Origin of the sequence: Marinobacter sp. MMG032 (assembly GCF_040112695.1) — a bacterium.
GTDB classification, from domain to species: Bacteria; Pseudomonadota; Gammaproteobacteria; order Pseudomonadales; family Oleiphilaceae; genus Marinobacter; species Marinobacter salsuginis.
This window is the reverse complement of record NZ_CP157802.1, coordinates 3,311,747-3,334,712: the sequence shown is the minus strand read 5'-3', so window position 1 is coordinate 3,334,712 and position 22,966 is coordinate 3,311,747. Positions and strand designations below refer to the sequence as shown.

The following is a 22,966-nucleotide window of genomic DNA, read 5'->3' as shown; positions in this document are numbered from 1 at the left end:
TTACATCGTGATGACCAGATCGTCGTAATCAAAACGCACTTTCGGCAAGCCAGAACTCCGGTCTCGGGCACTGCGGTAACCCAAGGCAACAATCGCCGAGCTCTCCAGCCCCAACTCTGCCAACCCCAGCACGTCATCATAGGCGTTGTGGTCAAAACCGGTCATCGGGCAGCTGTCGATCCGCATGGAGGCGGCCGCGGTGAGCAGCGTGCCCAGGGCAATATAGGCTTGCTGGTGCGCCCACGCCTGCTTCTCTGCTTGCGACTTGGATGCGAGTGCCTCTTTCATGTGAGTCACATAGCCCGAGATCTCCGCCGCAGGTACGCTCCGGGTTTTCTCAAACTGCGTGACATACCTGTCGACGGTGTGATCACCAATGTCTGTCTGCGCTGCAAAAACAATCAAATGCGAGCAGTCCAAGACCTTCTGCTGGCCATACGAATAAGGCAGCAAATCCTTCCGGACCGACTTGCTCTCAACAATCAGAATTTTGTATGGCTGCAGTCCATAGGAAGATGCGCTCTTGCGGGCTGCATCCACCAGTGTTTCCACCGTTTGGCCATCAAGCTTTTCTGGTGAAAACTCGCGGACGGCGTAACGCCAGTCCAGGGCTTCGTGTATGTTCATAGGGTTGCCTCCTTCAGATCGAGGTAACCACTCTATGGAACCGGTGAGCCCTAAAAAACGGATGGAATAGAACTACATATTTTCCAAAATGGAAATAGCGAGAAGTTAAGCCACGGGATCAGCGCTATTCCCAATAAGGTTTCTCGCCCAGGTGCTTGTCCAGGTGCTCAAGCAGCAGGCGAACCTTGGTGGGTTGTTTGCGCCCCGGCGGAAACAGGGCGAATACGGTATAGGGCTTGGGCGGGAAATTGGTCAACAACGGAACCAGGACGCCTTTTTCAATATCGCCCTGCACCAGAAAGCGCGGTAAGAAGCCAATACCAGTCCCTCTCAACAGACTCTGGCGAATCGCAAGGCTGCTGTCTGTCCGATAGTTACCGCTGACCATCACTTCCTGATCGCCGAGCTCCCAGACCCTGGGCCTGTCGTGAAGACTGAACGTCAGACAGTTGTGCCCTGCCAAATCATTCGGGACATGAACCTCAGGTGCGTTCTCCAGATACGCCGGTGATGCGCATACGATATTTCTGGATGTTCTGAGCGGTCTTGCCATGAGGGTGGAATCGGCCAAAGAGCTTCGAACCCGAATGGCGATGTCTACGCCCTGCTCCACCAGGTCAACCATGCGATCGGTGAGCTGGAGGTCAACGTCAATGTCAGGATAAAGGCGGAGAAAGCTGTCGATGGCCTCAGTTATGTGGGTCAACCCGAACGACATGGGAACGTTCAGCCTGATCGTGCCTCGAGGCTCTGCCTGCAACCCTCTTGTCTCAAGCTCTGCCTCGTCCAGATCATCCAACAACGCCTGAGTACGTTGCAGAAAAGCGAGCCCGGCACCAGTCAGGTTCATGCGGCGGGTGGTGCGGTTTATCAGCCTGGTATCCAGATCCCGTTCCAGAAAGGCAATATGCTTACTCACCGTTGCAGCGGTTATATCCAGGTCATCCGCAGCCCGGGTGAAACTACCCAGCTCTGCAACGCGCCTGAAAATTTTCATTGCCACCAGCTTGTCCGTAGCCACTTAAAACTCCTGATTATTTCTGATTTGGAAGGAGTATTATTCGCCCAGACCCAATTATCAACCCAATCGATTGCTGCACACTGAGTATCAACAACCCGCCTCACCAACCGGAGCATTCAGTGATGATAGCGACAGCGCAGCGTTCCTTTATCCCTCCCCAAGCCCTGATCTGGGGCCTACTGCTGGCCAACGGATTTCTGATTGCACTGATGCTGGCGCTGGCGAAAGCGGCAACATCCCAGGGTATGCCTGCCGTCACCTATGCCTTCTGGCAAACGCTCATTGCAGGAGCCGTTCTACTGTTGTGCTCCCAAAAACGCCGTTCTCTGCTGGAACGTCGCCTGACCCGCTATTTCCTCATCAGCGGCTTGACCGGTATCGCGATCCCGAATGTGATCGGATTTTATCTGGTGACCAAACTCGGAGCCGGTTTCACGGGAATCATGTATGCCCTCCCCCCAATCTTTACGTTCCTGCTCGCCACCAGCATCGGCCTGGAAAAACGAAGCTGGATCAAACTGGCTGGGTTGTCTATTGCGGTCGTCGCCTGCGCCTGGATTGTGCTGCAACGTCATTCGGAGATCAGCAGCCCGAACATAATCTGGATCGCCATGGGCCTGATTATCCCGGCGATGCTATCCATCGGTAACGTCTATCGCTCAGTCGCCTGGCCTGATGATGTAAAACCCATGGTCCTTGCATCGGGTACGCTGCTGGCGTCGGCCTTCACGCTTGCCCTGGTCGCCAGCCTGACGGACACCCCTATTTTTCCGAAGGGCACAGGATCGGATCTTATTGGCATTGTGGTTCTGCAGGGACTACTAACCGCGCTGACCTACCTTTGCGCCTTTGAGCTTCAGCGTCGCTCCAACCCGGTTTTTTACAGTCAGCTCGGTGCAGTAGCGGCCGTGTTCGGATTGCTGATCGGGGTTATCTGGTTCAGGGAGAACTACTCGTTAACCATCTGGCTGGGAGCCTTCATGGTGATTGTTGGGCTCAGGGTAAGCAACAGGAAGAGCCCACAAACCAAAACAACCTGAAACCATCAGCCAGATTCATAACCATCGCTCAAACAAATTCATTTGCCTCATCAGGGAGCCGTTCCTAGGATGGTGACTTCTGTCACCAACAAGAAGAACCACACCCGGGGAACCAGGCACCATGACTTTCCGCTCCGTACTGATTGCCAATCGCGGCGAGATCGCCATCCGTATTGCCAGAGCCTGCAGCGAACTGGGTATGCACGCGGTCACTGTATTCTCTGAAGACGATGCCGCCAGTCTGCATACCCGTATGGCCGATGAGGCAGTGGCTCTTACGGGCCGTGGCGTAAAGGCCTATCTTGACGGGGCACAGCTGATAGACATTGCAAAGACCCATGGCTGCGATGCGATCCATCCGGGCTACGGGTTTCTGGCGGAAAACGCCGGTTTTGCCCGCGAATGCGAGCATGCCGGTCTGGTCTTTATTGGCCCGTCACCAGAGGTGTTGGAAGGGTTTGGCGACAAATCGGCAGCCCGGGATCTGGCCGAGAACTGCAAGGTTCCTTTGATCAAGGGAATCAACAAGCCGGTGAGCCTTGGCGAAGCCCAGGCTTTTCTGAGGGAACATGGCCCTCTGATGCTCAAGGCCATTGCCGGTGGCGGCGGCCGGGGCATGCGGGCCGTTCACGCCGAGACAGAGCTCGAGCAGGCTTTCCAGCGCTGCCAGTCCGAGGCCCAAGCGGCGTTCGGCAGCGGATCGCTCTACATTGAACAGCTCATCGGGCGGGCGAGACACATTGAAATCCAGGTAGTTGGCGATGGTACCGGAGCCGTCAGCCACCTCTGGGAGCGGGACTGCAGCCTCCAGCGGCGCAACCAGAAACTGATCGAGATTGCGCCGAGTCCTTCACTGGACGCCTCGATCCGTGATGCCATGATCGACTGCGCCCTCAGGCTGGCCAGCTCCGTTAACTACCGCGGCCTGGGAACCTTTGAGTTTCTGGTGGACCAGGACCAGCCTGGCCGTTTCTATTTCATGGAAGCCAACCCCCGCATCCAGGTTGAGCACACGATCACCGAAGAGATTACGGGTGTTGATCTGGTGCAAACCCAACTGCAGTTACTCGCAGGCCACAGCCTTGCGGATCTGGGTCTTGGGTCAGCACCGACGGTGCGGGGATTTGCGATCCAGGCGCGAATCAACACCGAGACGCTTCACTCCGATGGGCGTGCCAACGCGGCAACTGGCACACTCGGCACCTACGAGCCGCCCTCAGGCCCGGGTTTACGGGTCGATGGCTATGGTTATGCCGGTTACACCATCTCCCCATCGTTTGACTCCCTGCTCGCCAAGCTGGTGGCCCAAGGCAGCGATTACCCTTCAACACTTCGGCGACTTTATCGCGCCCTGTGTGAGTTCCGGCTAACCGGGGTCAGCTCCAATATTGGTCTGCTGCAGAATCTGGTTCGCCACTCCGGCGTCGAAACCTGGACGGTTTCCACCCGCTTTGTTGAAGATAATCTGAATACCCTTGTTCCGGTAGAGACCAAAAACGCCCATCCGCACCTGCACTTTGGCAACACATTCAGCGCGGAGGAAGCCAGGAGACCGGACTCCTCACTCGCACCGGCGGGTACCATCGGCATTGAAGCGCCCAGCTCAGGCACGGTCGTCAGTTTTGACGTTTCACCCGGAGATTCTGTTGCCATCGGCGACCCAATCGCGGTGCTTGAAGCCATGAAAATGGAATTCGTGGTCAAGGCAACCGAGTCCGGCATCGTCCACACGCTTGCCGCAGAACCGGGAGCAACGGTGAACGAAGGCCAGGCAATGGTCTATCTGGAACCCGCTGAAGTAGACGCCAGTGGCATGCAGAATGAAGAGACGGTCGATCTGGAGTACATTCGAGCCGATCTGGCCGAGGTTCTGGAGCGACACGACCTGCTGACTGATGAGCGCCGACCGGAGGCCGTCGCAAAACGGCACAAAGCGGCCCAGCGAACCGCCCGAGAAAACGTTGAAGACCTGCTCGACCCGGACAGCTTCAATGAGTACGGAGCCCTGGCACTGGCGGCACAGCGCCGCCGACGTTCGGTGGACAAACTGGTTGAAATGAGCCCGGCGGATGGGCTGATTACCGCTATCGGCACCGTGAACGCGCCGATGTTTGGCCCGGAAGCCGGCCGTTGTGCCGCCATGGCTTACGATTACACCGTGTTCGCCGGCACCCAGGGGCTGGCCAATCACCGCAAGGCAGACCGTATTCTTGCTCTGGCGGAGCAATGGCGAATCCCGCTGGTTCTGTTCGCAGAAGGCGGCGGTGGTCGCCCCTCCGACACAGATACCAACGGCGTATCCTTTCTGGACTGCCATACGTTTGTCAGTATGGCCCGGCTATCCGGCGTTGTGCCCACGCTAGGTATTGTGTCCGGCCGTTGCTATGCGGGCAACGCGGCGCTGCTTGGCTGCTGCGACACCATCATTGCCACCGAAGACGCCAATCTGGGTATGGCCGGGCCCGCGATGATCGAAGGCGGCGGCCTTGGGCGCTTCAGACCGGAAGAGGTAGGGCCGGCTTCCGTCATGGCGCCCAACGGGGTGATTGATGTCCTGGTCAAGGATGAAGCCGAAGCTGTTCGCGTTGCGAAGCAGTACCTGTCTTACTTCCAGGGCAGCGGGAAGGACTGGCAGTGCGCCGATCAACGACGGCTCCGCCACCTGATTCCGGAAAACCGAATGCGGGTCTACGATATCCGCCAGGTCATCGAAACCCTGGCCGATCAGGACAGCGTTCTGGAACTGCGCAGGCAATTCGCGCCAGGCCTGATCACGGCCCTGGTCCGTATTGAAGGCCGCCCCATGGGGCTGATCGCCAACAATCCCGCCCACCTGGGAGGTGCGGTTGATGCCAGCGCAGGCGACAAGGCCGCCCGATTCATGCAGCTGTGCAACGCCCACAATCTTCCGCTCCTGTCATTGTGCGATACGCCAGGATTCATGGTGGGACCTGAAGCGGAAAAACAGGCCACCATTCGCCATGTCTCGCGCATGTTCGTGGCAGCAGCCGGGCTCAATGTGCCCTTCTTCACCGTGGTTCTGCGCAAGGCCTACGGCCTTGGCGCCCAGGCCATGGCTGCGGGCAGCATGCTAACGCCGTTCTTTACGGCTGCCTGGCCCAGTGGCGAGTTCGGCCCCATGGGCTGGGAGGGCGCCGTGCGTCTGGGTTTTGCCAAGGAGCTGGCCGCCCAGCCCGACGAAGAATCGCGAAAAACCATGTTCGATACGCTGGTTGCCAAGGCCTATGAGCAGGGCAAAGCACTCAATGTGGCCAGCTACCTGGAGATTGATGCGGTGATTGACCCGCAGGAAACACGGGCCTGGCTGGTCCGGGGGCTGAATTCCACTGCCGGCACGCACTCTGGGGATCACGGAAAATTCATCGATACCTGGTGACCCGGAGGGTCAGAACTGGCTTCGACCCCGCAACAGTATCTGAAATTCATCAATACTATCGTCGCCGTCCAGCGGGAAGGCAAAGTCGAGGTGCAGCATCCGTTGCACCTCGATGCGGCTGGACGCCAGCCTCATGCCAAAGCCGACATCTTTCAGCACCCCTTCGTCAGGACCACTATTCCGGTCGTCGGTGAACCAGGCCCGGCCGACGTCAGTAAACACCACGCCGCCCACCCGGAACAACTGGAACGGATGCCAATCCGGGAAGTAGCGCCTCTCCAGGGTCCAGAGCACCCGGCGATTGCCCTGCTGGTACTCACTTGGGTAACCGCGCAGCCCGTTCTCGCCCCCGATGAGCAGCTGCTGATCGGCCGTCAGATTGTGCGCTGCGGTGAACGCCAGGTTGGTGTACCAGCTGTTCCAGCGTTCCGAGCCGCCATGAAAGTATCGCACGCTTGCTGTACCCAGCAGGTTTTCCACCCGGTCCTCGTCGAGGCGGTAGGTGCCGCTCTGGCTGAGGGTATAGCTGGCATAATTGGTCTGGGTTACGTGCAGCACATCCCGGAAATCCATATTGAGAACCACACGATCCTCAGTGGCACCCAGCCCGCTGCCGGAATAACCCAGCTCGGTACGCCACACGAAGCCATCCCGCACATCTTCGACCCTCTGAAGCCGGGTCAGGTTGGTCATTTCCCGGAAGCGATTCTGGCGGTAATCGAAGCCAATCCAGGGATAACTCAGGGTTCTGTCTTCCGGCAGGATGTCGAGATTGGGTTCGTCGGGTAAACGGTCGAATACCAGTGCATCGTAGCGGTAGCCTGCAAGCAATCTCAGTTGCCGGTCGTCCTTCTCAGCCAGGCGCCATCCTCCATCGATGCTGAAAAATTCGTGGCTGCGCCGATAATCTGCAATGGCCTCCGCCCCTACGTAGCGGGATTCCTCCCGGACATCGTCGATACCACTCAGGCCAAATCGCCAGTTGGTGGTTTCGCTGAAGAAAGGCCTTTCCAGGTAAGCGCCTCGGCCCCGGCCGTCGCTCCGTTCATCGAACGAGAACCCGGCCTGCCAGTGGGAGCCCAGGACGTTCGGATCATCAAAATACAGACTGGTTTCGGTGCGGTCCGGGTCTTTCGCATAGCCGATGCCGAGGCTTTTGCCTGACCCCGCAAAGTTGGGATCAGAAAGCCCGAAGTTGGTAGTGTTCTCACCTCCGGATCGCGACACACCAACGCTGGGGAAAAGCGTCCAGGTATCCCGCGTCAGAACACTCACCTCAAGTTCGTCTCCACAAACCCGGGTAACGCCCACCCAGGCTGCGGTCAGGTACTCGCGCTGGCGCAACACCCGCTCGGATTCGGAAATAAGCTCTGGCTCGTAGACGTCGCCTTGCTCGAACACCAGCTGGGCCCGCAGCGCAGATTCCCAGGTAGGCGTGTTGAGGGCGTTCAGGGTTCGATACAGCGCGTTGTTCTGCTCCGGATCGGTGGTATCAAAGATCGGACGGCGAAGAATGCGGATGCTACCGATGCGCGCGCCCTCCGGAATGACCAGATCGTTCTGACGGGCGAGTTGGTCCCTCGGTTTGTCCAGATCAATGGCTTCCGGCTGAATGTTGCTGGCAATGCAGTTGTATCTGTCCGATTCGGCAGCAGCGCAGGACCCTGCGAAAACCAGACCTGAAACAACAAGCGTTTTCCTGAACACCACAATCACCTCAACAGCCGCACCGACAATAATCTAGCCCAGCGTTGCTTCACTGTCAGCGGTCGGGCGGTCGCCATACAGGAACATCCTCCTGTTTCGGCTCTTCCCAGTCACGGTGCATGGCGCTACTAAGTGCTTCTTCCAGCTTCATGAACAGTTCACCATAACGGGGGCTGAACCGGATACCTTCCTCGATTTCTTTCCAGGCTTCGAACAACTCATCCTCGTGGGCTTTTTCGTTGTCGAGAAATGCCCAGGTCATCTGGCGGGCACGCATCGGATGGACCCCCATGGCGGTCAATGCATGACCGCCGAGCTCAAGTGCCGAATGATAGGTTTCACTCACGACATCATCGGCACCTGCTTCCCTCAACCGGTAGCCGTGCCCCCGGTCGAAAGCCCGTGCCAACACCCAGACACCGGGGAAAAACTGCTTTACGTGCTCCACCATCTGGACCGAACGGTCCCGATCGTCGATAGCCACCACAAGCAAGCGGGCCTGTTCGATGCCGGCGGTCTCCAGCAAATCCGGCCGGCTGGCGTCACCGAAGAAACTCTTGATATTGATTTGCCGGAGGTTCTCGATCTGTTCAATCTCATGGTCCAGCGCAACAATCGGGACATTGTTGGCCCGCAACAACCGGCAGACTATCTGGCCGAAACGACCAACTCCGGCGACGATAACCGGCGCCTGCTCGTCGATGGTATCCGCCTCCCGCTCATCGTTCTGGGATCGCCGGTAGCGCGGCAACACCAGCCGGTCATAGACAATAAACAGCAACGGTGTCAGGAACATGGACAGCGCGACTACCAGGGACAGAATCTGGGAGGTGTCCACAGGAATCACGTTGTTCTGGACGCTGTAGGTCAGAAGCACAAAGCCAAATTCACCAGCCTGAGCCAGAGATAGCGTGAACAGCCAGCCATTACTGCCATGAACCCTGAACAGCAACGCCAGGCCCAGCAGAATCGCGGCCTTGACGACAATCACGGACACCGCAAGGGACACCACCGTGCCCCATTGCTCAGCCAGAACGTCAAAATTGATGCCCGCGCCCACGGTAATAAAGAACAGGCCCAGAAGCAGTCCCTTGAACGGCTCAATATTCGCTTCCAGCTCATGCCGGAATTCACTGTTAGCCAACACCACACCGGCCAGGAAGGCCCCAAGCGCCGGAGACAGATTCACCAGGCTCATCAGGGCCGCAATTCCGATCACCAGCATCAACGCGGTGGCAGTAAAGACTTCACGCAAACCGGACTGCACCACATACCGAAACAGGGGCCTGCTCAGGTAATGGCCACCCACAACCACGGCGGCGATGGCCCCCACCACAACCAGCCCATGGGCCCAGCCTGGCAGGCTGTCTACCAGGCTCAAGCGGGTTCCATGGTCTTCAGCAGCCCCACCGGCCGCCATCAGTTCCGGCAACGCCAGCAGCGGAATCAGTGCGAGCATGGGAATGACCGCAATATCCTGGAACAGCAATACCGAGAAGGCACTGCGACCGCCTTCAGTTTTAACCAATCCCTTTTCGTTGAGTGTCTGCAGGACAATCGCCGTGGACGACAGGGCGAAAATCAGGCCGACCGCAAGCGCTGTCTGCCACTGAAGCCCGAGCCAGGCAGCCACTGCCATACCGGCGGCCGCAGTCAACACCACCTGCAGTCCGCCAAGACCGACCAGACGGACCCGCATGGCCCACAGCGCCTTGGGGTCGAGCTCCATGCCTACCAGAAACAGCATCATAACGACGCCAAACTCGGCAAAATGCTGGATGGTGTTGGCTTCCTGCCCTACCAGCCCGGTGACAGGACCAATCACCACACCCGCCACCAGGTAGCCGAGGACCGAGCCGAGCCCCAGTCGTTTTGCCAGGGGCACAGCAATTACCGCTGCGACCAGGTAGATAAACGCCTGGACGAAATATACTGTCATCTATGGTTTCCTTGATTGAAAATCGGGGGCCAGGGGTGCGCAACGGTCCATTCGTGGCGCCTTCGTTTAGCGTAGACCCTGGAACGCTTCTTTCACATGAGACGCGAGCGCATCATTCAGGGGGTTTGAACCCCGCCGTACCAAAGCCAGCTGATAGAATCCGATTTGCGGGAGGGTATCACCGGCTACCTCTCTCAGAGGCGGGCGGATCAGGCTTTGCGGAAACGGGGCCACGGCCAAGTCCGCCAGCATGGCGGCCTCCTGGCCGGAACAATGCTCACAGGTGTAGGCAATCCTGTAGGGTATGCCCGCCCTGTCCAGTGCCCTGAGTGTCATGCGCCGCCAGGCACATCCTTCGTGGGCCATGGCAATCGGCAGCGGGGAACGCTGATAGGCCGATGAGCCCTCTCGCGCCGCCCAGACCAGGGGTTCTTCGTGAACCACCTCGCCACGGGGGATTCGTCCCTCATCGGCCACGGTCACCAGGGTCATATCGAGTTCACCGGCATCCAGACGCGCCAGATTCTGTTTGCTAGAGCCAACCACAACGTCAACCAGCACGGCAGGGTAGGATCTGGCAAATTCCGCCAGAACGTCCGGCAGAATCCGGGTGCCAACATCGTCGGAAGTGCCAATACCCACTTTCCCCTCGAGGGTTGGCGCAAGGAAATGCTGCACGGCCTCTTCATTAAGGCGTAACAGCCGGCGCCCGTAATCCAGGAGAACCTCACCTTCCGCCGTCAGAGAGACTCTCCTGGGCTCCCGGATAAACAGAGTTTTGCCGAGGTTCTGTTCAAGCTGTTTGATCTGCATGCTGAGGGCTGACGGCGTTCGGTGCACAGCTTTGGCGGCACTGGTGAACGTGCCGTGTTCCGCAATGGCAATGAAACTCCTGAGCACGTCGTTATCAAGCAGAGGCATATTCATGTGCGGTCCTTTCGGTTGGATTGATGACCGGCAACTCCCTTAAGCATAACTGAACGAGATCTTAAATTCTTTTCGTTTGATTGAAGGCAAAAACAACACCAGAATATTGGCTACAGGCACCCGTTAGCGAGTAACACAACACCTCTAAACGAGCTGCGGCAAGCCATTCACCAACACTCGGGGCCGTAGACATGTTGAAGCACACAGAGCATCACGCAAACGCCGCAATGCAGTGGATTGAAGGGTACGCAAGGCGTCAGAAATTCCGGCGTATGGCGCAGTCACTGCTTAAAGAAAAAGACGATACGCTTTCCGATCTTGGTTACGAACGCCTTGATCTGGAAGGGGCACTGCACCTTCCTATCCGGAATGATGCAATGCAATACATCGAGGCACGCCGCTCCAAACGTGCCATGGAAGCGCGCAGGACGAAAAGCCCTCGACTCGCCGGTTAACGGCGGGCCAGTTCCGAGAACTTTATAAGGCGATACTCGTCTGTCAGCACATCGGCCAGATGGCTGATGTGCTCCGGCGTGATTTCACAACAGCCGCCAACGACGGCTGCGCCGTCCTCCAGCCACTGCTTCACCTGAAGCGCATATAGCCCGGGAGAAACGTCCGGTCTGGCTTCCAGTTCATCCACCAGCGCTCCGCCGGCCATCGGCTCAACCGTTTTGAACGCGTTGGCGTAGCCGCCGGTGCATGGGAACAAACCGGCCAGCTCTGGCATTGCCAGCGAAATGACTTCCGGGTCGCAGCAATTGAGCATAATGGCCGTTGGTCCTGACGCCTTCACCGCTTCGACGGCCTCTGCGAGGGTTTCTCCTGACCGGAGCTTGCGATCGGCCTCCAGCCTGAATGCCACGCCGAAAGGCTTACCTGATTCACTGGCGGCAGCACAAGCGGCGCTCGCCTCCAGCGAGTTGGTCATGGTTTCGATAAGGAAAACGTCCGCGCCACCCTGCAATTTCACGAGCACATCGAACTCTGACTTCAAGTCCTCGAACGTCCGGGCAGGTTGTTCACGGTAGCTACCAACCAGCGGTGGCAGACAACCGGCGATATCAACCTCGGCGCCGGTTAACGCGATGGCTCGCTCCAACACCTCGAAAGCGCGCTGATGGATTGCACCAATCTCGTCGCCGAGGCCCTCTCTGGCCAGTCGCGTTGGCGTCGCGGCATAGGTGTTCAGTGTAAGGGTCCGGGCGCCCGCCCTGATGAAGTCAGCGTGGACATCGGTGACAACCTCCGGTTGCTCCCGCATGACCGCCACCGACCACAGCAGTGACGTAACATTCATGGCCCTGCGATAGATTTCCTGGCCCAGGCCGCCGTCGAGAAGTGCAACAGGTTTCATAAAGTCCTCGTCAGGGTGCGTTTTAATTAGCGCCAGTCAGCCAAAATAGTCCTGAATCCACTCGAACAGTTTGGTGGTTGTCATGTCGCCAAGTGCCATCTGTTGAAAGTCATTGCCCACCTCATCCTCGATGGTCACAAACTGATATAGCAGAACGCCAGGCTGTTCATCGTGAAGAATCAGCGTAATTCTTCGCCGGGTTCGCAAACAGTCAATGGTCATCACATCCGCGGGTACACCGGCGTCGCGCATACCCCGGCGAACTTCCACCACCGGATTGATGTGCTGATGGGCTGCCTGGATGCGGGCATGGGCATCGCTGGCCAGGTCGGAAAGAATTTTCAAAGGATCTTCAGACATAAAGTGGTTGCCTTTTGATACCGGATGATCGTCAGGCCGGACATGGTAGCCCAAGCCCGGGCGCAAATAAAAAGCCCCGGGAGTGCACTTGCTGCGTGCAGGCGCACCATTGTTTACCACTCACAGAGCCCTTAAGCACCAATCAAACCCCGCAGCTTACATGCCAGCTTGTATATTTAAAGCCTTTTAGAACTTATGGCACAACGGTTGCAGCGGGTCAGGGGAAATTCTCAAGTGTTGCTCGGGAGACGACTGTGGACCTAAGACAATTCAAAACCCTCTGGGGACACGAGGGTTCTCTGGCAGAAGCCATTGATCAAGTCAGAGAGGCGGGGTTTTCAGGAATCGAAGCGCCGGTACCAGACGCTCCGGCCGAAGCCGCAGTCTTTGGTGAGACCCTCGCCGCAAACGGACTGCTCTGGATTCAGGAAATCTGTACGGCAGGCAGTTATGTGCCAAGACGCCATGCGGCGATAACAGAGCATCTGGAAGACTTTGAAGCGAAGATAATCAGCGCCTCATACACTGGCCTGAAACCCGAATTCGTCAATGTCATGGGGGGGTGCGATGCCTGGCCAATTGACGATTCCGTGCGTTTCTTCTCCGAAGCCCAGAACATTGCGGACAAACACAACGTCCCGGCCAGCTTCGAAACTCATCGCGGACGGAGCTTTTTCAGCCCATGGAACACCGTTGCCATCCTGGAGAAAGTACCGCACATCGATGTGACATGTGACTTCAGCCACTGGGCCGTGGTCAGCGAGCGACTCCCTCACATCGAATGGGACTGCATTGTGCGCACGGCCCAGCAGGCCCGCCATATTCATTCCCGCGTCGGCTACGATCAGGGGCCGCAGGTACCGCACCCGGCCGCGCCTGAATATGCGGATGCTCTCGCCTCACATCAGGCGTGTTGGGAGGCCGTTTGGGAATCCCAAATAGCACGCGGCCTGGAGGTCACCACCATGACTCCGGAGTTCGGTACCGATGGCTACCTGCACCTGTTGCCCTTCACCAAGGCGCCCATCGCAGACCTTTGGTCCCTGAACCGCTGGATTGGAGAGGAAGAACTGGCCCACTTCCAGCGCTGGCAGTCCGCGGCAACCAAAACATCTAAAATCGCTTAAACCTTCTGGGAGAGAACAGGACCATGTTCAATCTGACTCAGCATTTTCGCTATTCAGACGGTGTCTGGCCGCTGACGCTTGTGCTGGCCTACATCCTCACGACCTATATCGGTGGCTGGGTACTTATGGCCCAGCCGGGTTTTCTTCTGCCCATTATCGGCGTCCTGGCCTGCGGCCATGGGATGGTCATCGCCGCCTACCTGATACATGACTGCGGACATAATGCTTTGTTCAAGAAAACCGAGTACAACACCCGCCTTGGCAAGGCGTTGAACTGGCTCACTGGCGGCTGCTACGGCACCTACGAAGACCTCCGTTACAAACACATGCGTCACCATGTGGACAATGCCGACCCCATTTCCTTCGACTACCGGGCATGGCTCAAAGCGCACCCAAGAACCGAGAAAGCCGTCTTTGCCCTCGAGTGGTGTTACTTTCCGGCTGTCGACATTGTGATGCATGCCATGTTGATCATTGCCCCATTCACCAGTATCGGCAACCGCGAGCACCGGAGACGGTCTCTGGCAGTCATCGCGATCAGGACACTACTTCTGCTCGCGCTGGCCTCCTGGAGCCTCAAAGCCGTGTTGTTGTATGCGGTTGCCTATCTGTTGATGCTCACTGTGCTCCGCTTCTTCGATGCCTACCAGCACAACTATGAAATCCTGGTGAACCTGAATGATCCCGATGCTGTGTTTCCCTACAAAGGCAACCGCGAGTACGAGGAAAACAATACCTACAGCAACCTCATCAGCCGTCGCTGGCCGGCGCTGAACCTGCTGGTGCTGAACTTCTGCTATCACAACGCGCACCACACCAAACCGACTATGCCCTGGTACAAGCTGCCTGCGTTGCACAGGGAACTCTACGGCGACAACTATACCCGGACAGTAGGGCTGAGAGGACAGCTCAGGAGCTACCACCGGAATCGCCTGGCGGGCATTTACGCGGAAACCTACGGCCAGGTGGAAGTTCCCGAAGCCCTGCGGGATGGCAAAGCAGTCCCCGTTTACGGACTCAGCTTCCTGACCGCTTTCTGAGGCTCACCCCATGACTGCAAAACTCTCCGGACAGGCCACATCGCAACCACTGACCAGGACTACCGTGAGCAAGGTCGGACCGAAGCCGGACAAGTGGTTTGATTTCAATCAGAGCGTGCCCGGTGGTCAGCGACTGGTGCTCGGAGCCGTCGGCTGGGTTGCGTTTCTTGCTCTGTGGCAGGTGACGTCCCAGATGGATCTTGCGCCTGATCGCTTGTATCCCGGCCCAGCCGCTGTCTTCAGCTCCCTTCGGGAATTGTTTCTGGAGAAAGCGTTCTTCAGTGACGTGTTGGCGAGTGTGAGCCGGATTGTTATCAGCTTCGGTATTGCCATCTTGATTGCCCTGCCGTTAGGCCTCCTGATGGGCTCCTTCGCCCGGGTGGACAGTATCCTCAACCCATTGCTCGGAGCCTGGCGCTACCTGCCGGCTCCGGCGTTCATCCCACTGCTTCTGATGTGGCTCGGGACCGGCGACAGCCAGAAAATCACCTTGTTGCTGATGGGCGTGGTGTTTTTCCTGGTCATCATGCTGGCCGACGTCACCCGGCAGACGCCCAGGGTGCTGATCGAAACCGCTAAAACATTGGGCGGCGGCCGGCGCATCATCCTCTGGACCGTGTTGTTCCGGAACTCGCTCCCCGGCTATGTGGACACCTGCCGGCAAATGCTGGCCGTGAGCTGGACCTACCTGGTCATCGCGGAAATTGTCGCGGCGACCGACGGTATCGGGGCGATGATGATGCGGGCCAAACGTTTTGTACACGTGGACGACATCATGGCGGGCATTGTCACCATCGGTGTGCTCGGCCTGCTGTTCGATGTTCTGTTCCGACTGATTTACCGGAAGTGCTTCCCCTATCTCGGACAGGCGAAGTGAAGCATGAAATACCATCTCCGATTCGTTTTCCAACCCAAGAGGTATCAAAAATGAACTGGCTCAAACGTGGAATGCCCCTGGTGCTCCTGGCACTGCTTTCCAGCACGGCTCTATCGGCTGAAAAGGTCAGATTGTCACTGTTCTCCTGGCCTGGTTATGGCTTCTGGTTCATCGCTCAGGAGAAAAACCTGGCACCTGACCTTGAGTTCGAAATTGCGATCATTGAAGACCCTTATGAAAGCTTTGCGCTAATGTCGGCCGACGCGCTGGATGTAACCTCAAGCACCGCAGAATATGCGCCCATTGCGGCCGATAAAGAGGTGCCGGTAAAGATGGTCACCTATACCAACCCCTCCTACGGCACAGACAAGATCGTTCTGGCACCCGGCGTGAACAGTGCTGAAGACCTGAAGGGCCAGTCTGTCGCCGTTCTTGAAGGCGGCCTCACCCAGATTTTTATGGGCATCTGGCTGGAAGAAAATGGCGTCAGCATTGATGAGGTCCAGTTCACCAACCTGATCATGGATGATGCCGTTGGCGCCCTTGTTGGCGGTGACGTGGCGGCCGCTGAATTCTGGGAACCGTTCGGATCCCAGGCACTGGATGCCCTGCCAGGCGCAACGGTTGTCGCTACTTCCGAGGAACCCGGCTGGATCGAGACAGCGTTGCTGGGCGATGCCATGTACATGAGCGACTACTTTCTCAAGGAAAAACCGGAAACAGCTGCCAAGGTCATGCAGGCCTATTTCGATGCTGTAGACTTCTGGAAAGCCAACCCCACCGAAGCCAACAAGATCATCGCCGAAGGCCTAAACTTCCCGGTTGCCGACGTTGAGAAAGTTCTGGGCACAGACGGCGAGATCTACAAAGGCGGGATCTGGATCTTCGACAAGGCGCAGGCTGCCAAGTACATGGGACTGATGCCGGGCGAACTGCCTCTGGGCCTGCCCAATGGCCAGGTTACCAACAACTGGGAGACTGTTACCGATTGGTGGCTCAAATTCGGTCTCATAGAAGAGCGCCATCCAATGGAATCCGGGGTGGATATGACACCGCTTAAATCCACGCTCTGACCCGACCGCAGAAAAGGAGCCACCCCATGTCTTCCAACACAGGTCTTTCTATCACAGGCGTAAGCAAGGTGTTCAAATCTGGCGGGCGGACCGTTCAGGCCATTGAAAACATCTCGCTGTCATTGTCGGCAGGAAAGGTGGGCGTATTGCTGGGCCCCTCAGGTTGTGGCAAATCCACCCTGCTGCGCATGGTTGCAGGCCTTGAGAAACCTTCGGAAGGCGACATTAACCTCAATGGCCGGGCGGTTTCCCAGCCCGGCCGGGACCGGGGCATGGTATTTCAGGACTACACTTCGTTTCCCTGGCTGTCCGTGCGGGAGAACGTGGCCTACGGACTTAAAATCAACGGCGATCGCAGTGCGTTGAATGAGGGAACCGTTGACCACTTCATTCAGGCCGTCGGTCTCGAAAAATTCGCCAGTACCTATCCTCACCAGCTCTCTGGCGGTATGCGACAGCGCGTGGCCATCGCCCGAACGCTGGCCAACTACCCTGAGCTACTATTGATGGATGAACCCTTCGGCGCCTTGGATCCGGAAACCCGCTGGCAAATGCAGGACCTGCTGCTGAACGTGGTTCGCAAGGAACGAAATACCGTGTTGATCGTAACTCATGACATTGAGGAAGCACTTTACCTGGGAGACGTGGTGTACTTCTTGTCACGCCACCCTGGCCGCCTGAAAGAAACGATCCATACGGACTTCAAAGTCGATCTGCCGGAAAACGACCGCGAAGCCTTCCTGCAGTCAGATGAATACCGGCGCCTCGAACTCCAGATTCGTCGACTGATGGGGGAGGAAGGTCGGGATGCTGCCTGATCTGGCTGCCCGCCCAGAGGGATTCCAGCCCCTTTTGCCACAAGGCTTTTCGGTGCCCAAGAGCTGGGAGGGAACCTACGCTCGCCTCATTCCCGCAGGGCCAGAGTGGACAGATTTGGATTTCGAAGCCGTTGTCGCGAGTCGGAGCAAGCTGAAGCACCTCTTTGGCCCCGAAGATGACTGGCCCCCAGGAGATCTTAGCCGAAGCATGGATGAGGCCGACCTCGCATGGCATGCAAATGAGTTCGAACTGGGCAAATCTTTCGCTTACCATCTCCTCGACACGGACCAACGGGAATGTCTTGGATGCCTTTACATCTATCCTACCGCTAGCATGGGCCATGACGCTGAAGCGTACCTGTGGACTCACCTCAACCTCGATAAAAAGGTTGCCGAGCGAATCGAACACGAGATCATTGATTGGCTGGATCTGGCGTGGCCTTTCGAATCGATCGCATGGCCGGGACGATTCATTTCTTTCGAATCATGGGCCGCAGCCGGGCTGAAAAACTACTATAGATGCACCCGAACAACATCCTTTCCCTATTTTTGATCGGGGCGCTTTAACGGGATCAGAGATTACCAAAAAATGAGCAATCCTTAAGCGAAATCTACCTCTGTCATCAGTAGCCTGCGCCTGACTAGATATACGCTGAGGGTTAACCAATATGGTCAATATGCTGGCTGCTATTCCGGTCAGGGCTCTATTCGCCCGATTATTTTCGCTGGTTTTTTTCGTGCTTGCTTTCACATTGGTCAGTGCCACTGTCATGGAAGTGATTGAAGCCCTCCAGTCTGGGCAGCAACTTATGCAGGCCCTGATCAAAGGCGTCAACGGGAGCATCATTGCTCTTGCCGTCTACGAGCTCGCTATGGTTATCCGCTCCGAATACAGCGGACGCTCAGAATCGCACGCTGTCATCACTATGATGCGGCGGACACTGCCGCGTTTTATTGGAACAGTGTGCGTTGCCATGTCGCTTGAGGGCCTGATCATGATCATCAAGTACAGCCAACTGGAGCTGGCTGGAAATCTCTACTATCCGGTCGCTATCATCGCAAGCACCGCCCTACTCCTGGCATCGTTGGGTGTATTCCTCCAAATGGCTCCTAAAGACCAGACCTCACCCGAAGAGCCGTCATAATCCGGCTGGCAAAGTCCCATGCCACACCGGCAACCCGAGATCTTCCGGATCGTCATTCGGTCCGCCGGTGCGGCTTTTGAACGCCCCCTCTTCAATCGGTATCCGGAATAACGCCGTTGCTTTTCGCTCCTTGTCATTTGGTGACCTGACCTGTTCCCACCGTCCTGGCTCAATCTGGTTGATAATCGCGCGGAACGCGGCATCAAAGTCAGCATCATCAGTTACCGGAACCGCATGGCCATACAACACCAGTGACTCATAGTTGGCACTGTGATTGAAAGCCGATTTGGTCATCACCCATTCATTTGTCACGGCGAAGGAAATGCAGAGCAATGCGCCAGATTCCAGACGTCGGGACAACCGTCCGCCATTCAGCGTATGCACGAAGAGATCATCACCAAGTCGCCAGGCGGTGATCGGGATGATCCGGGGCTCACCTTCTTCCACAAATCCCAGGTGGGCCGTTTTTAGTCGATCAATCAGTCTGTAGGCTGTTTCCCGGTCATAACTGGCTCTCTTGGCTGCCCTCTGCACCCTACTGCGCGGACAGGAAGTCAGCGGGGACGCTCCAATACGGGCCACATCAGTCGTTGTCATCAAAAGCTCCTTTCTGGTCTTGCACTTCAAAAAAACGTACTTCTATTGAAAGGCACTTCTGATACCATCAAAAGATCCAGATTGTGAATTTTAATAGGACCAGTTGACGTGATTGACGATCTCCGGCTGGATGGTGAGCATCCACTGCAACACCAGCTGTATCAGCAACTGGCCGAACGGATACTCGACCAACGATATCCGGCCGGGCGCCAAATGCCGCCCAGCCGTCAGATGGCCCAGGACCTGGGCATCAGCCGCAACACGGTGAACGCTGTATACGAACAGCTCAAGGCCGAGGGCTTTCTTCAAAGTCGTGCCGGCAAGGGTATCTTTGTCCACGAAGACATCAAATCAGTCGTCAAACCATCCGGACCAGGCGTGGACAAAGCTGTCGGGGTTGGCATGGAGCTGCCGCCGCTTCCTGCGCGGCCCTCTGGAAAATCAAAACCCGTGGAAGACGCCAGCTTGCCGTTCCAGCCGGGCCTGCCGGACCTGGACGCGTTTCCGATTCGGGCCTGGAATCGCATCATGCATCATCAGGAAAGCCGCCGATCACTGCGGGGATACGACAGCATCCAGGGCTATCAACCCCTGAGACGCGCCATCGCCGCTTACCTGCGAACCTCCCGCGGTGTTCGTTGCCAAGAGCATCAGGTGATCATAACCAACGGCGCCCAGCAGGCGCTCTCGCTGTTAGCGGATGTTTTTCTGCAACCAGGTGACAGCATCCTGTTTGAAAACCCCGGATACCGTGGCGCCCGGAACGCGCTGGGCCGCTTTGGCAATCCACTGATTCCAATCCCTCTCAAAAACCAGGTCCTGGATGTGGAGGCGCTGCCTGGCCTCGAGTCGGCCAGGGCCAGACTCCTGTTTTGCACACCCACGCACCAATACCCCATGGGCGGCATCCTGGACCTGTCCCAGAGAATGGCACTTGTTCAGTGGGCCCAACGAACCGGCTGCTGGATCATCGAGGACGACTACGACAGCGAGTTCCACTTCTACAACAAGCCCTTCGCTGCCATTCAGGGCCTGTTCGAGAACGCGCCCGTGCTCTACATGGGCAGTTTCAGCAAGACCCTGCTACCCGCGTTGCGCATCGGCTATCTGGTGGTCCCGGAAGCGGTGGTCGAACCCTTGCTCTGGGCAAAGCAGATCAGCGGTGGCGAGACGCAGCTCCTTACCCAGGCCACCATCGCCGAATTTATTGAGAGTGGTCAGTTCACGCGTCATCTCAGGCGTATGCGCCAGCTCTACCGGGACAAATGGCAACTCTTCCAGCATGAGGTGATCGAAAAGCTCGGTGGACTTGCCCAACCAGTGGCGGAAAGCGCGGGAATGCATCTGGTGCTGGAAGGGGCTTTTGATGATGTGGCCCTCAGCCAGTGGTTGAAAGCCAGAGGCTTTGGCAGCACGCCGCTCAGCGCACACTTCCTGGGGAAAAACGCGAAAACGGGCCTGGTAATGGGCTTTGCCAGTGCCAACGAGCGTGAAATCACAGAATGCGTTACCGACCTGAGGGACAGGCTAGCAAACCAATCTCTCTCGAATTAACGTTCAGACTTCCCAAAGTACCCAGACAGTTCAGCAGCCAGAAAATCAAAGACCGTCCGAACCCGCAGGTTCATCCTGAGTTCCCGATGTGATACCAGCCAGACATCGCCGCCGAAAACCTGATCCTCGAAGACCCTCTCAACGTCAGGCTCTGCATCACCCAATTCGACGGGCATCATGCCAATACCGATACCCATGCGAGTCAATTGCCAATGAACCAGATGGCTGTCCGTCCTGGCAACAAATTGTTCCTCCTGCAGCTTGAGGCCACGTTGCGCCAAGGCTTCCATATATCTCTCATTGTTTGAGAGAAACCCGATGAATGGGGCCTCACAAAGATCGTCGGTCAACGGCGATGGCAGATCAGCCAGGATTTCCGCTGTGGCGAAAAGAGTCGCAGAGAATTTACCTACCTTTCGGGCGATAAGATCAGGTTCGGTAGGCCGAAAATTACGGATGGCAATGTCTGCTGCGCGGCGGCGAAGATCGCTGGCTTCGTTGGAGGCAACAAGATTAACGCGAATTCCGGGATACTGGTCCCGCAGCTTGTGCAGAATAGAGGGCAGAACGTAAGCGGCCGTGATTTCTGACGCCGAAATAGCGATCTCGCCTTCAATGGACGTTGCCTGACCGGTTGCGGCAAGTGATAGGCTGCTGGCAGCCTCTCCCATCGCTCGAACGTAGGCAAGCAGATCCAGGCCATTCCGAGTCAGTTCCAGCCCTCGACCACCCCGCTCGAAAAGCGCTGTAGAAAGCTCTTCTTCCAGTGCCGCAACCTGTCTTCCCAGGGTTGGTTGCGAAACGCCCAACGCCTTTGCGGCAGCCGAGAGAGATCCCTCCTCCGCAGTCACCAGGAATGCGCGTGCTCGGTTCCAGTCAAATTTAACGGCTCGCCAATCCATTCAGAAATGCATACCTGAAATAATTTTTTGTCGATATTACCAACAAAAGTGAAGATATAGAATCCGTTCCAGGTATTGAATCAACTACCCTAAGAGCCGAAATCATGAATTCTTCCATCAGTTTCTGGAACCGCAGCGCTGCACGCTACGCCCAACGGCCAATCGCGGACCAGAATGCCTATCTGCGAAAAATCGCCCTCACCCAGAAATATCTCAATCCGGAAATGGATGTTCTGGAGTTCGGCTGCGGTACCGGATCGACGGCACTTATTCATGCTCCCAGGGTGCGTAGCTATCTGGCAACCGATGCCTCGCCCCGGATGATAGACATTGCCCGAAAGCGAAAGACAGAAAAATCCGCCGACAACCTCCGCTTTGTGGTTGCCACACTTGACGACATGCAACATCGACAGCAGGCGTTCGACGCAATTCTGGGGTTGAACATTCTGCACCTGCTCCGAGACCCCGAAGGTGCGATACAACAGGTTTCAAGCATGCTGAAACCTGGCGGAGTATTCATTAGCAACACCGCCTGCCTTCAAGATACCTGCCCCTATTTGAAACCAGTCGCTGCCCTGGCTCGAGTGCTGCGACTCGCGCCCTATGTTAATTTCTTGTCCCGTGCTCAGCTGGAGCGGCATCTGGAGCATGCCGGATTCCAGATTGATTACCGCTGGGTGCCTGAAACCTCGAAAGACGTTTACTTCCTGATTGCCAGAAAACCAGAATAGGACGGGGTTTATCCCCAACAGAGTAATAAGAACGGTTGGAAAAACCGGAATCGGATGGCAAGCTTCCCTGACCCACGGCACGCTGTATTTCAGCGCCAATCAAAAAGGAGAACAGAATGGGAAGTTCAAAGCTGGTCGGTATCGTTTTACTGGTTGTTGGCATCGGATTGCTTTATTTCGGCTATCAATCAACCCAGTCCCTCGGAAACCAGCTAACCGAGACGGTCACAGGCCGATTTACCGACGACACCATGTGGTACCTGATCGGCGGGGCGGCCGCTGCTGCAGCCGGCGCTTTCCTGACATTCTTCAAGAAATAACCCTGCCTGTTTTTCACCGCTCGGGCCTGACCACAAACCAGCTGGCCAGGACGAGCGCTCCGAACACCGTGTAAGCCACGATAAACACCCAATCCGGAGCGCTGTAGTAGAGGATTGACTGCAGCCAGTGCTGGATAAATGAGCCTTCATAGCCCGCCTCCCCGGCCTTGGCCCGGAGCGCCATTTCCCAGCTTGTGAGCGGGCATAACACGCCCAGCCAGGATTGAAGAACCACAACGGCAATAACCGCCAGGTGGCTCAGGCGGAACCAGAAATTGCGTACCCACCGCCACTGAAAGAAATGACCAGCGAAAGTTGCCACCAGCCCGAGGATCACGAAGGCCACCAGCATCGTGTGCAGGATCAGGAGCGCATCAGCAAAGACCAGGAACCAGGAGGTATCCATC

The 22,966-nt window shown here is 57.0% G+C and carries 23 protein-coding genes; 13 read left to right on the top strand and 10 right to left on the bottom strand.

Translation table 11 applies throughout. The features are described from left to right. The gene (locus ABNF92_RS15330; RefSeq protein ID WP_069184302.1) at positions 1-627 is read right to left on the bottom strand and encodes an NAD(P)H-dependent oxidoreductase; all 627 of its coding nucleotides are present in this window, start codon (positions 625-627) and stop codon (positions 1-3) included. Positions 628-751: 124 nt separating this feature from the next. After that, positions 752-1,648 (bottom strand): LysR family transcriptional regulator, encoded by an 897-nt coding sequence (locus ABNF92_RS15325; protein WP_349342648.1) that lies wholly within the window; start codon positions 1,646-1,648, stop codon positions 752-754. Between the two features lie 122 nt (positions 1,649-1,770). On the opposite strand from ABNF92_RS15325, the gene ABNF92_RS15320 reads away from it, so the two are divergent. Together ABNF92_RS15320 and ABNF92_RS15315 are read left to right on the top strand one after the other, a co-directional pair. Further along, complete coding sequence (locus tag ABNF92_RS15320; RefSeq protein ID WP_349342647.1) at positions 1,771-2,688, top strand: DMT family transporter; 918 nt, start codon at positions 1,771-1,773, stop codon at positions 2,686-2,688. 121 nt (positions 2,689-2,809) lie between these two features. Beyond that, on the top strand, positions 2,810-6,085 hold the full coding sequence (locus ABNF92_RS15315) for a carboxyl transferase domain-containing protein (protein WP_349342646.1): 3,276 nt from the start codon (positions 2,810-2,812) through the stop codon (positions 6,083-6,085). Between the two features lie 9 nt (positions 6,086-6,094). On the opposite strand, the gene ABNF92_RS15310 is transcribed toward ABNF92_RS15315, so the two are convergent. From ABNF92_RS15310 to ABNF92_RS15300, 3 genes are all read right to left on the bottom strand, one after another. Next, a complete protein-coding gene (locus ABNF92_RS15310; protein WP_349342645.1) occupies positions 6,095-7,792 on the bottom strand; it encodes a BamA/TamA family outer membrane protein in 1,698 nt (565 codons plus the stop codon). A 55-nt stretch (positions 7,793-7,847) separates the two neighbouring features. Continuing rightward, complete coding sequence (locus tag ABNF92_RS15305; RefSeq protein WP_349342644.1) at positions 7,848-9,731, bottom strand: monovalent cation:proton antiporter-2 (CPA2) family protein; 1,884 nt, start codon at positions 9,729-9,731, stop codon at positions 7,848-7,850. A 66-nt stretch (positions 9,732-9,797) separates the two neighbouring features. Beyond that, positions 9,798-10,658 (bottom strand): LysR substrate-binding domain-containing protein, encoded by an 861-nt coding sequence (locus ABNF92_RS15300; RefSeq protein WP_349342643.1) that lies wholly within the window; start codon positions 10,656-10,658, stop codon positions 9,798-9,800. Between the two features lie 191 nt (positions 10,659-10,849). On the opposite strand from ABNF92_RS15300, the gene ABNF92_RS15295 reads away from it, so the two are divergent. Beyond that, positions 10,850-11,113, top strand: a complete 264-nt coding sequence (locus tag ABNF92_RS15295; protein WP_227549436.1) for a hypothetical protein — start codon at positions 10,850-10,852, stop codon at positions 11,111-11,113. Here the strand turns inward: ABNF92_RS15295 and ABNF92_RS15290 are convergent. Together ABNF92_RS15290 and ABNF92_RS15285 are read right to left on the bottom strand one after the other, a co-directional pair. Next, positions 11,110-12,015 carry a homocysteine S-methyltransferase family protein gene (locus ABNF92_RS15290; RefSeq protein WP_349342642.1) on the bottom strand — a complete coding sequence of 302 codons (906 nt, stop codon included), beginning with the start codon at positions 12,013-12,015 and terminating at the stop codon, positions 11,110-11,112. The two genes, ABNF92_RS15295 and ABNF92_RS15290, sit on opposite strands and share 4 nt — an antisense overlap. A 36-nt stretch (positions 12,016-12,051) precedes the next feature. Continuing rightward, positions 12,052-12,375: a hypothetical protein gene (locus ABNF92_RS15285; RefSeq protein WP_349342641.1), complete on the bottom strand. Its 324-nt coding sequence runs from the start codon at positions 12,373-12,375 to the stop codon at positions 12,052-12,054. Between the two features lie 254 nt (positions 12,376-12,629). On the opposite strand from ABNF92_RS15285, the gene ABNF92_RS15280 reads away from it, so the two are divergent. From ABNF92_RS15280 to ABNF92_RS15250, 7 genes are all read left to right on the top strand, one after another. Further along, positions 12,630-13,502, top strand: a complete 873-nt coding sequence (locus ABNF92_RS15280; RefSeq protein WP_349342640.1) for a TIM barrel protein — start codon at positions 12,630-12,632, stop codon at positions 13,500-13,502. A gap of 23 nt (positions 13,503-13,525) precedes the next feature. Further along, entirely contained in the window at positions 13,526-14,542 is a 1,017-nt protein-coding gene (locus ABNF92_RS15275) for a fatty acid desaturase (RefSeq protein ID WP_349342639.1), read from the top strand. A 64-nt stretch (positions 14,543-14,606) separates the two neighbouring features. Continuing rightward, complete coding sequence (locus ABNF92_RS15270; RefSeq protein WP_349342638.1) at positions 14,607-15,419, top strand: ABC transporter permease; 813 nt, start codon at positions 14,607-14,609, stop codon at positions 15,417-15,419. Positions 15,420-15,469: 50 nt separating this feature from the next. After that, positions 15,470-16,492: an ABC transporter substrate-binding protein gene (locus ABNF92_RS15265; RefSeq protein WP_349342637.1), complete on the top strand. Its 1,023-nt coding sequence runs from the start codon at positions 15,470-15,472 to the stop codon at positions 16,490-16,492. A 26-nt stretch (positions 16,493-16,518) separates the two neighbouring features. Next, a complete protein-coding gene (locus tag ABNF92_RS15260; RefSeq protein WP_349342636.1) occupies positions 16,519-17,310 on the top strand; it encodes an ABC transporter ATP-binding protein in 792 nt (263 codons plus the stop codon). Next, complete coding sequence (locus ABNF92_RS15255) at positions 17,300-17,863, top strand: hypothetical protein (RefSeq protein WP_349342635.1); 564 nt, start codon at positions 17,300-17,302, stop codon at positions 17,861-17,863. Before ABNF92_RS15260 ends, ABNF92_RS15255 begins: the two co-directional genes overlap by 11 nt. A gap of 115 nt (positions 17,864-17,978) precedes the next feature. After that, positions 17,979-18,455 (top strand): hypothetical protein, encoded by a 477-nt coding sequence (locus ABNF92_RS15250; RefSeq protein WP_349342634.1) that lies wholly within the window; start codon positions 17,979-17,981, stop codon positions 18,453-18,455. On the opposite strand, the gene ABNF92_RS15245 is transcribed toward ABNF92_RS15250, so the two are convergent. Then, complete coding sequence (locus ABNF92_RS15245; RefSeq protein WP_349342633.1) at positions 18,450-19,052, bottom strand: pyridoxamine 5'-phosphate oxidase family protein; 603 nt, start codon at positions 19,050-19,052, stop codon at positions 18,450-18,452. The two genes, ABNF92_RS15250 and ABNF92_RS15245, sit on opposite strands and share 6 nt — an antisense overlap. Before the next feature lie 108 nt (positions 19,053-19,160). On the opposite strand from ABNF92_RS15245, the gene ABNF92_RS15240 reads away from it, so the two are divergent. Further along, positions 19,161-20,606 (top strand): PLP-dependent aminotransferase family protein, encoded by a 1,446-nt coding sequence (locus ABNF92_RS15240; protein ID WP_349342632.1) that lies wholly within the window; start codon positions 19,161-19,163, stop codon positions 20,604-20,606. Here the strand turns inward: ABNF92_RS15240 and ABNF92_RS15235 are convergent. Further along, a complete protein-coding gene (locus tag ABNF92_RS15235) occupies positions 20,603-21,508 on the bottom strand; it encodes a LysR family transcriptional regulator (protein WP_291906291.1) in 906 nt (301 codons plus the stop codon). The genes ABNF92_RS15240 and ABNF92_RS15235 overlap by 4 nt on opposite strands. A 104-nt stretch (positions 21,509-21,612) precedes the next feature. Between ABNF92_RS15235 and ABNF92_RS15230 the strand changes: the two genes are divergently transcribed. Together ABNF92_RS15230 and ABNF92_RS15225 are read left to right on the top strand one after the other, a co-directional pair. Then, entirely contained in the window at positions 21,613-22,239 is a 627-nt protein-coding gene (locus tag ABNF92_RS15230) for a class I SAM-dependent methyltransferase (protein WP_291906293.1), read from the top strand. Positions 22,240-22,355: 116 nt separating this feature from the next. Further along, positions 22,356-22,559 (top strand): DUF3185 family protein, encoded by a 204-nt coding sequence (locus ABNF92_RS15225; RefSeq protein ID WP_069184313.1) that lies wholly within the window; start codon positions 22,356-22,358, stop codon positions 22,557-22,559. A gap of 13 nt (positions 22,560-22,572) precedes the next feature. On the opposite strand, the gene ABNF92_RS15220 is transcribed toward ABNF92_RS15225, so the two are convergent. After that, complete coding sequence (locus ABNF92_RS15220; RefSeq protein ID WP_291906295.1) at positions 22,573-22,965, bottom strand: DUF2784 domain-containing protein; 393 nt, start codon at positions 22,963-22,965, stop codon at positions 22,573-22,575. Position 22,966 lies beyond the last annotated feature (1 nt).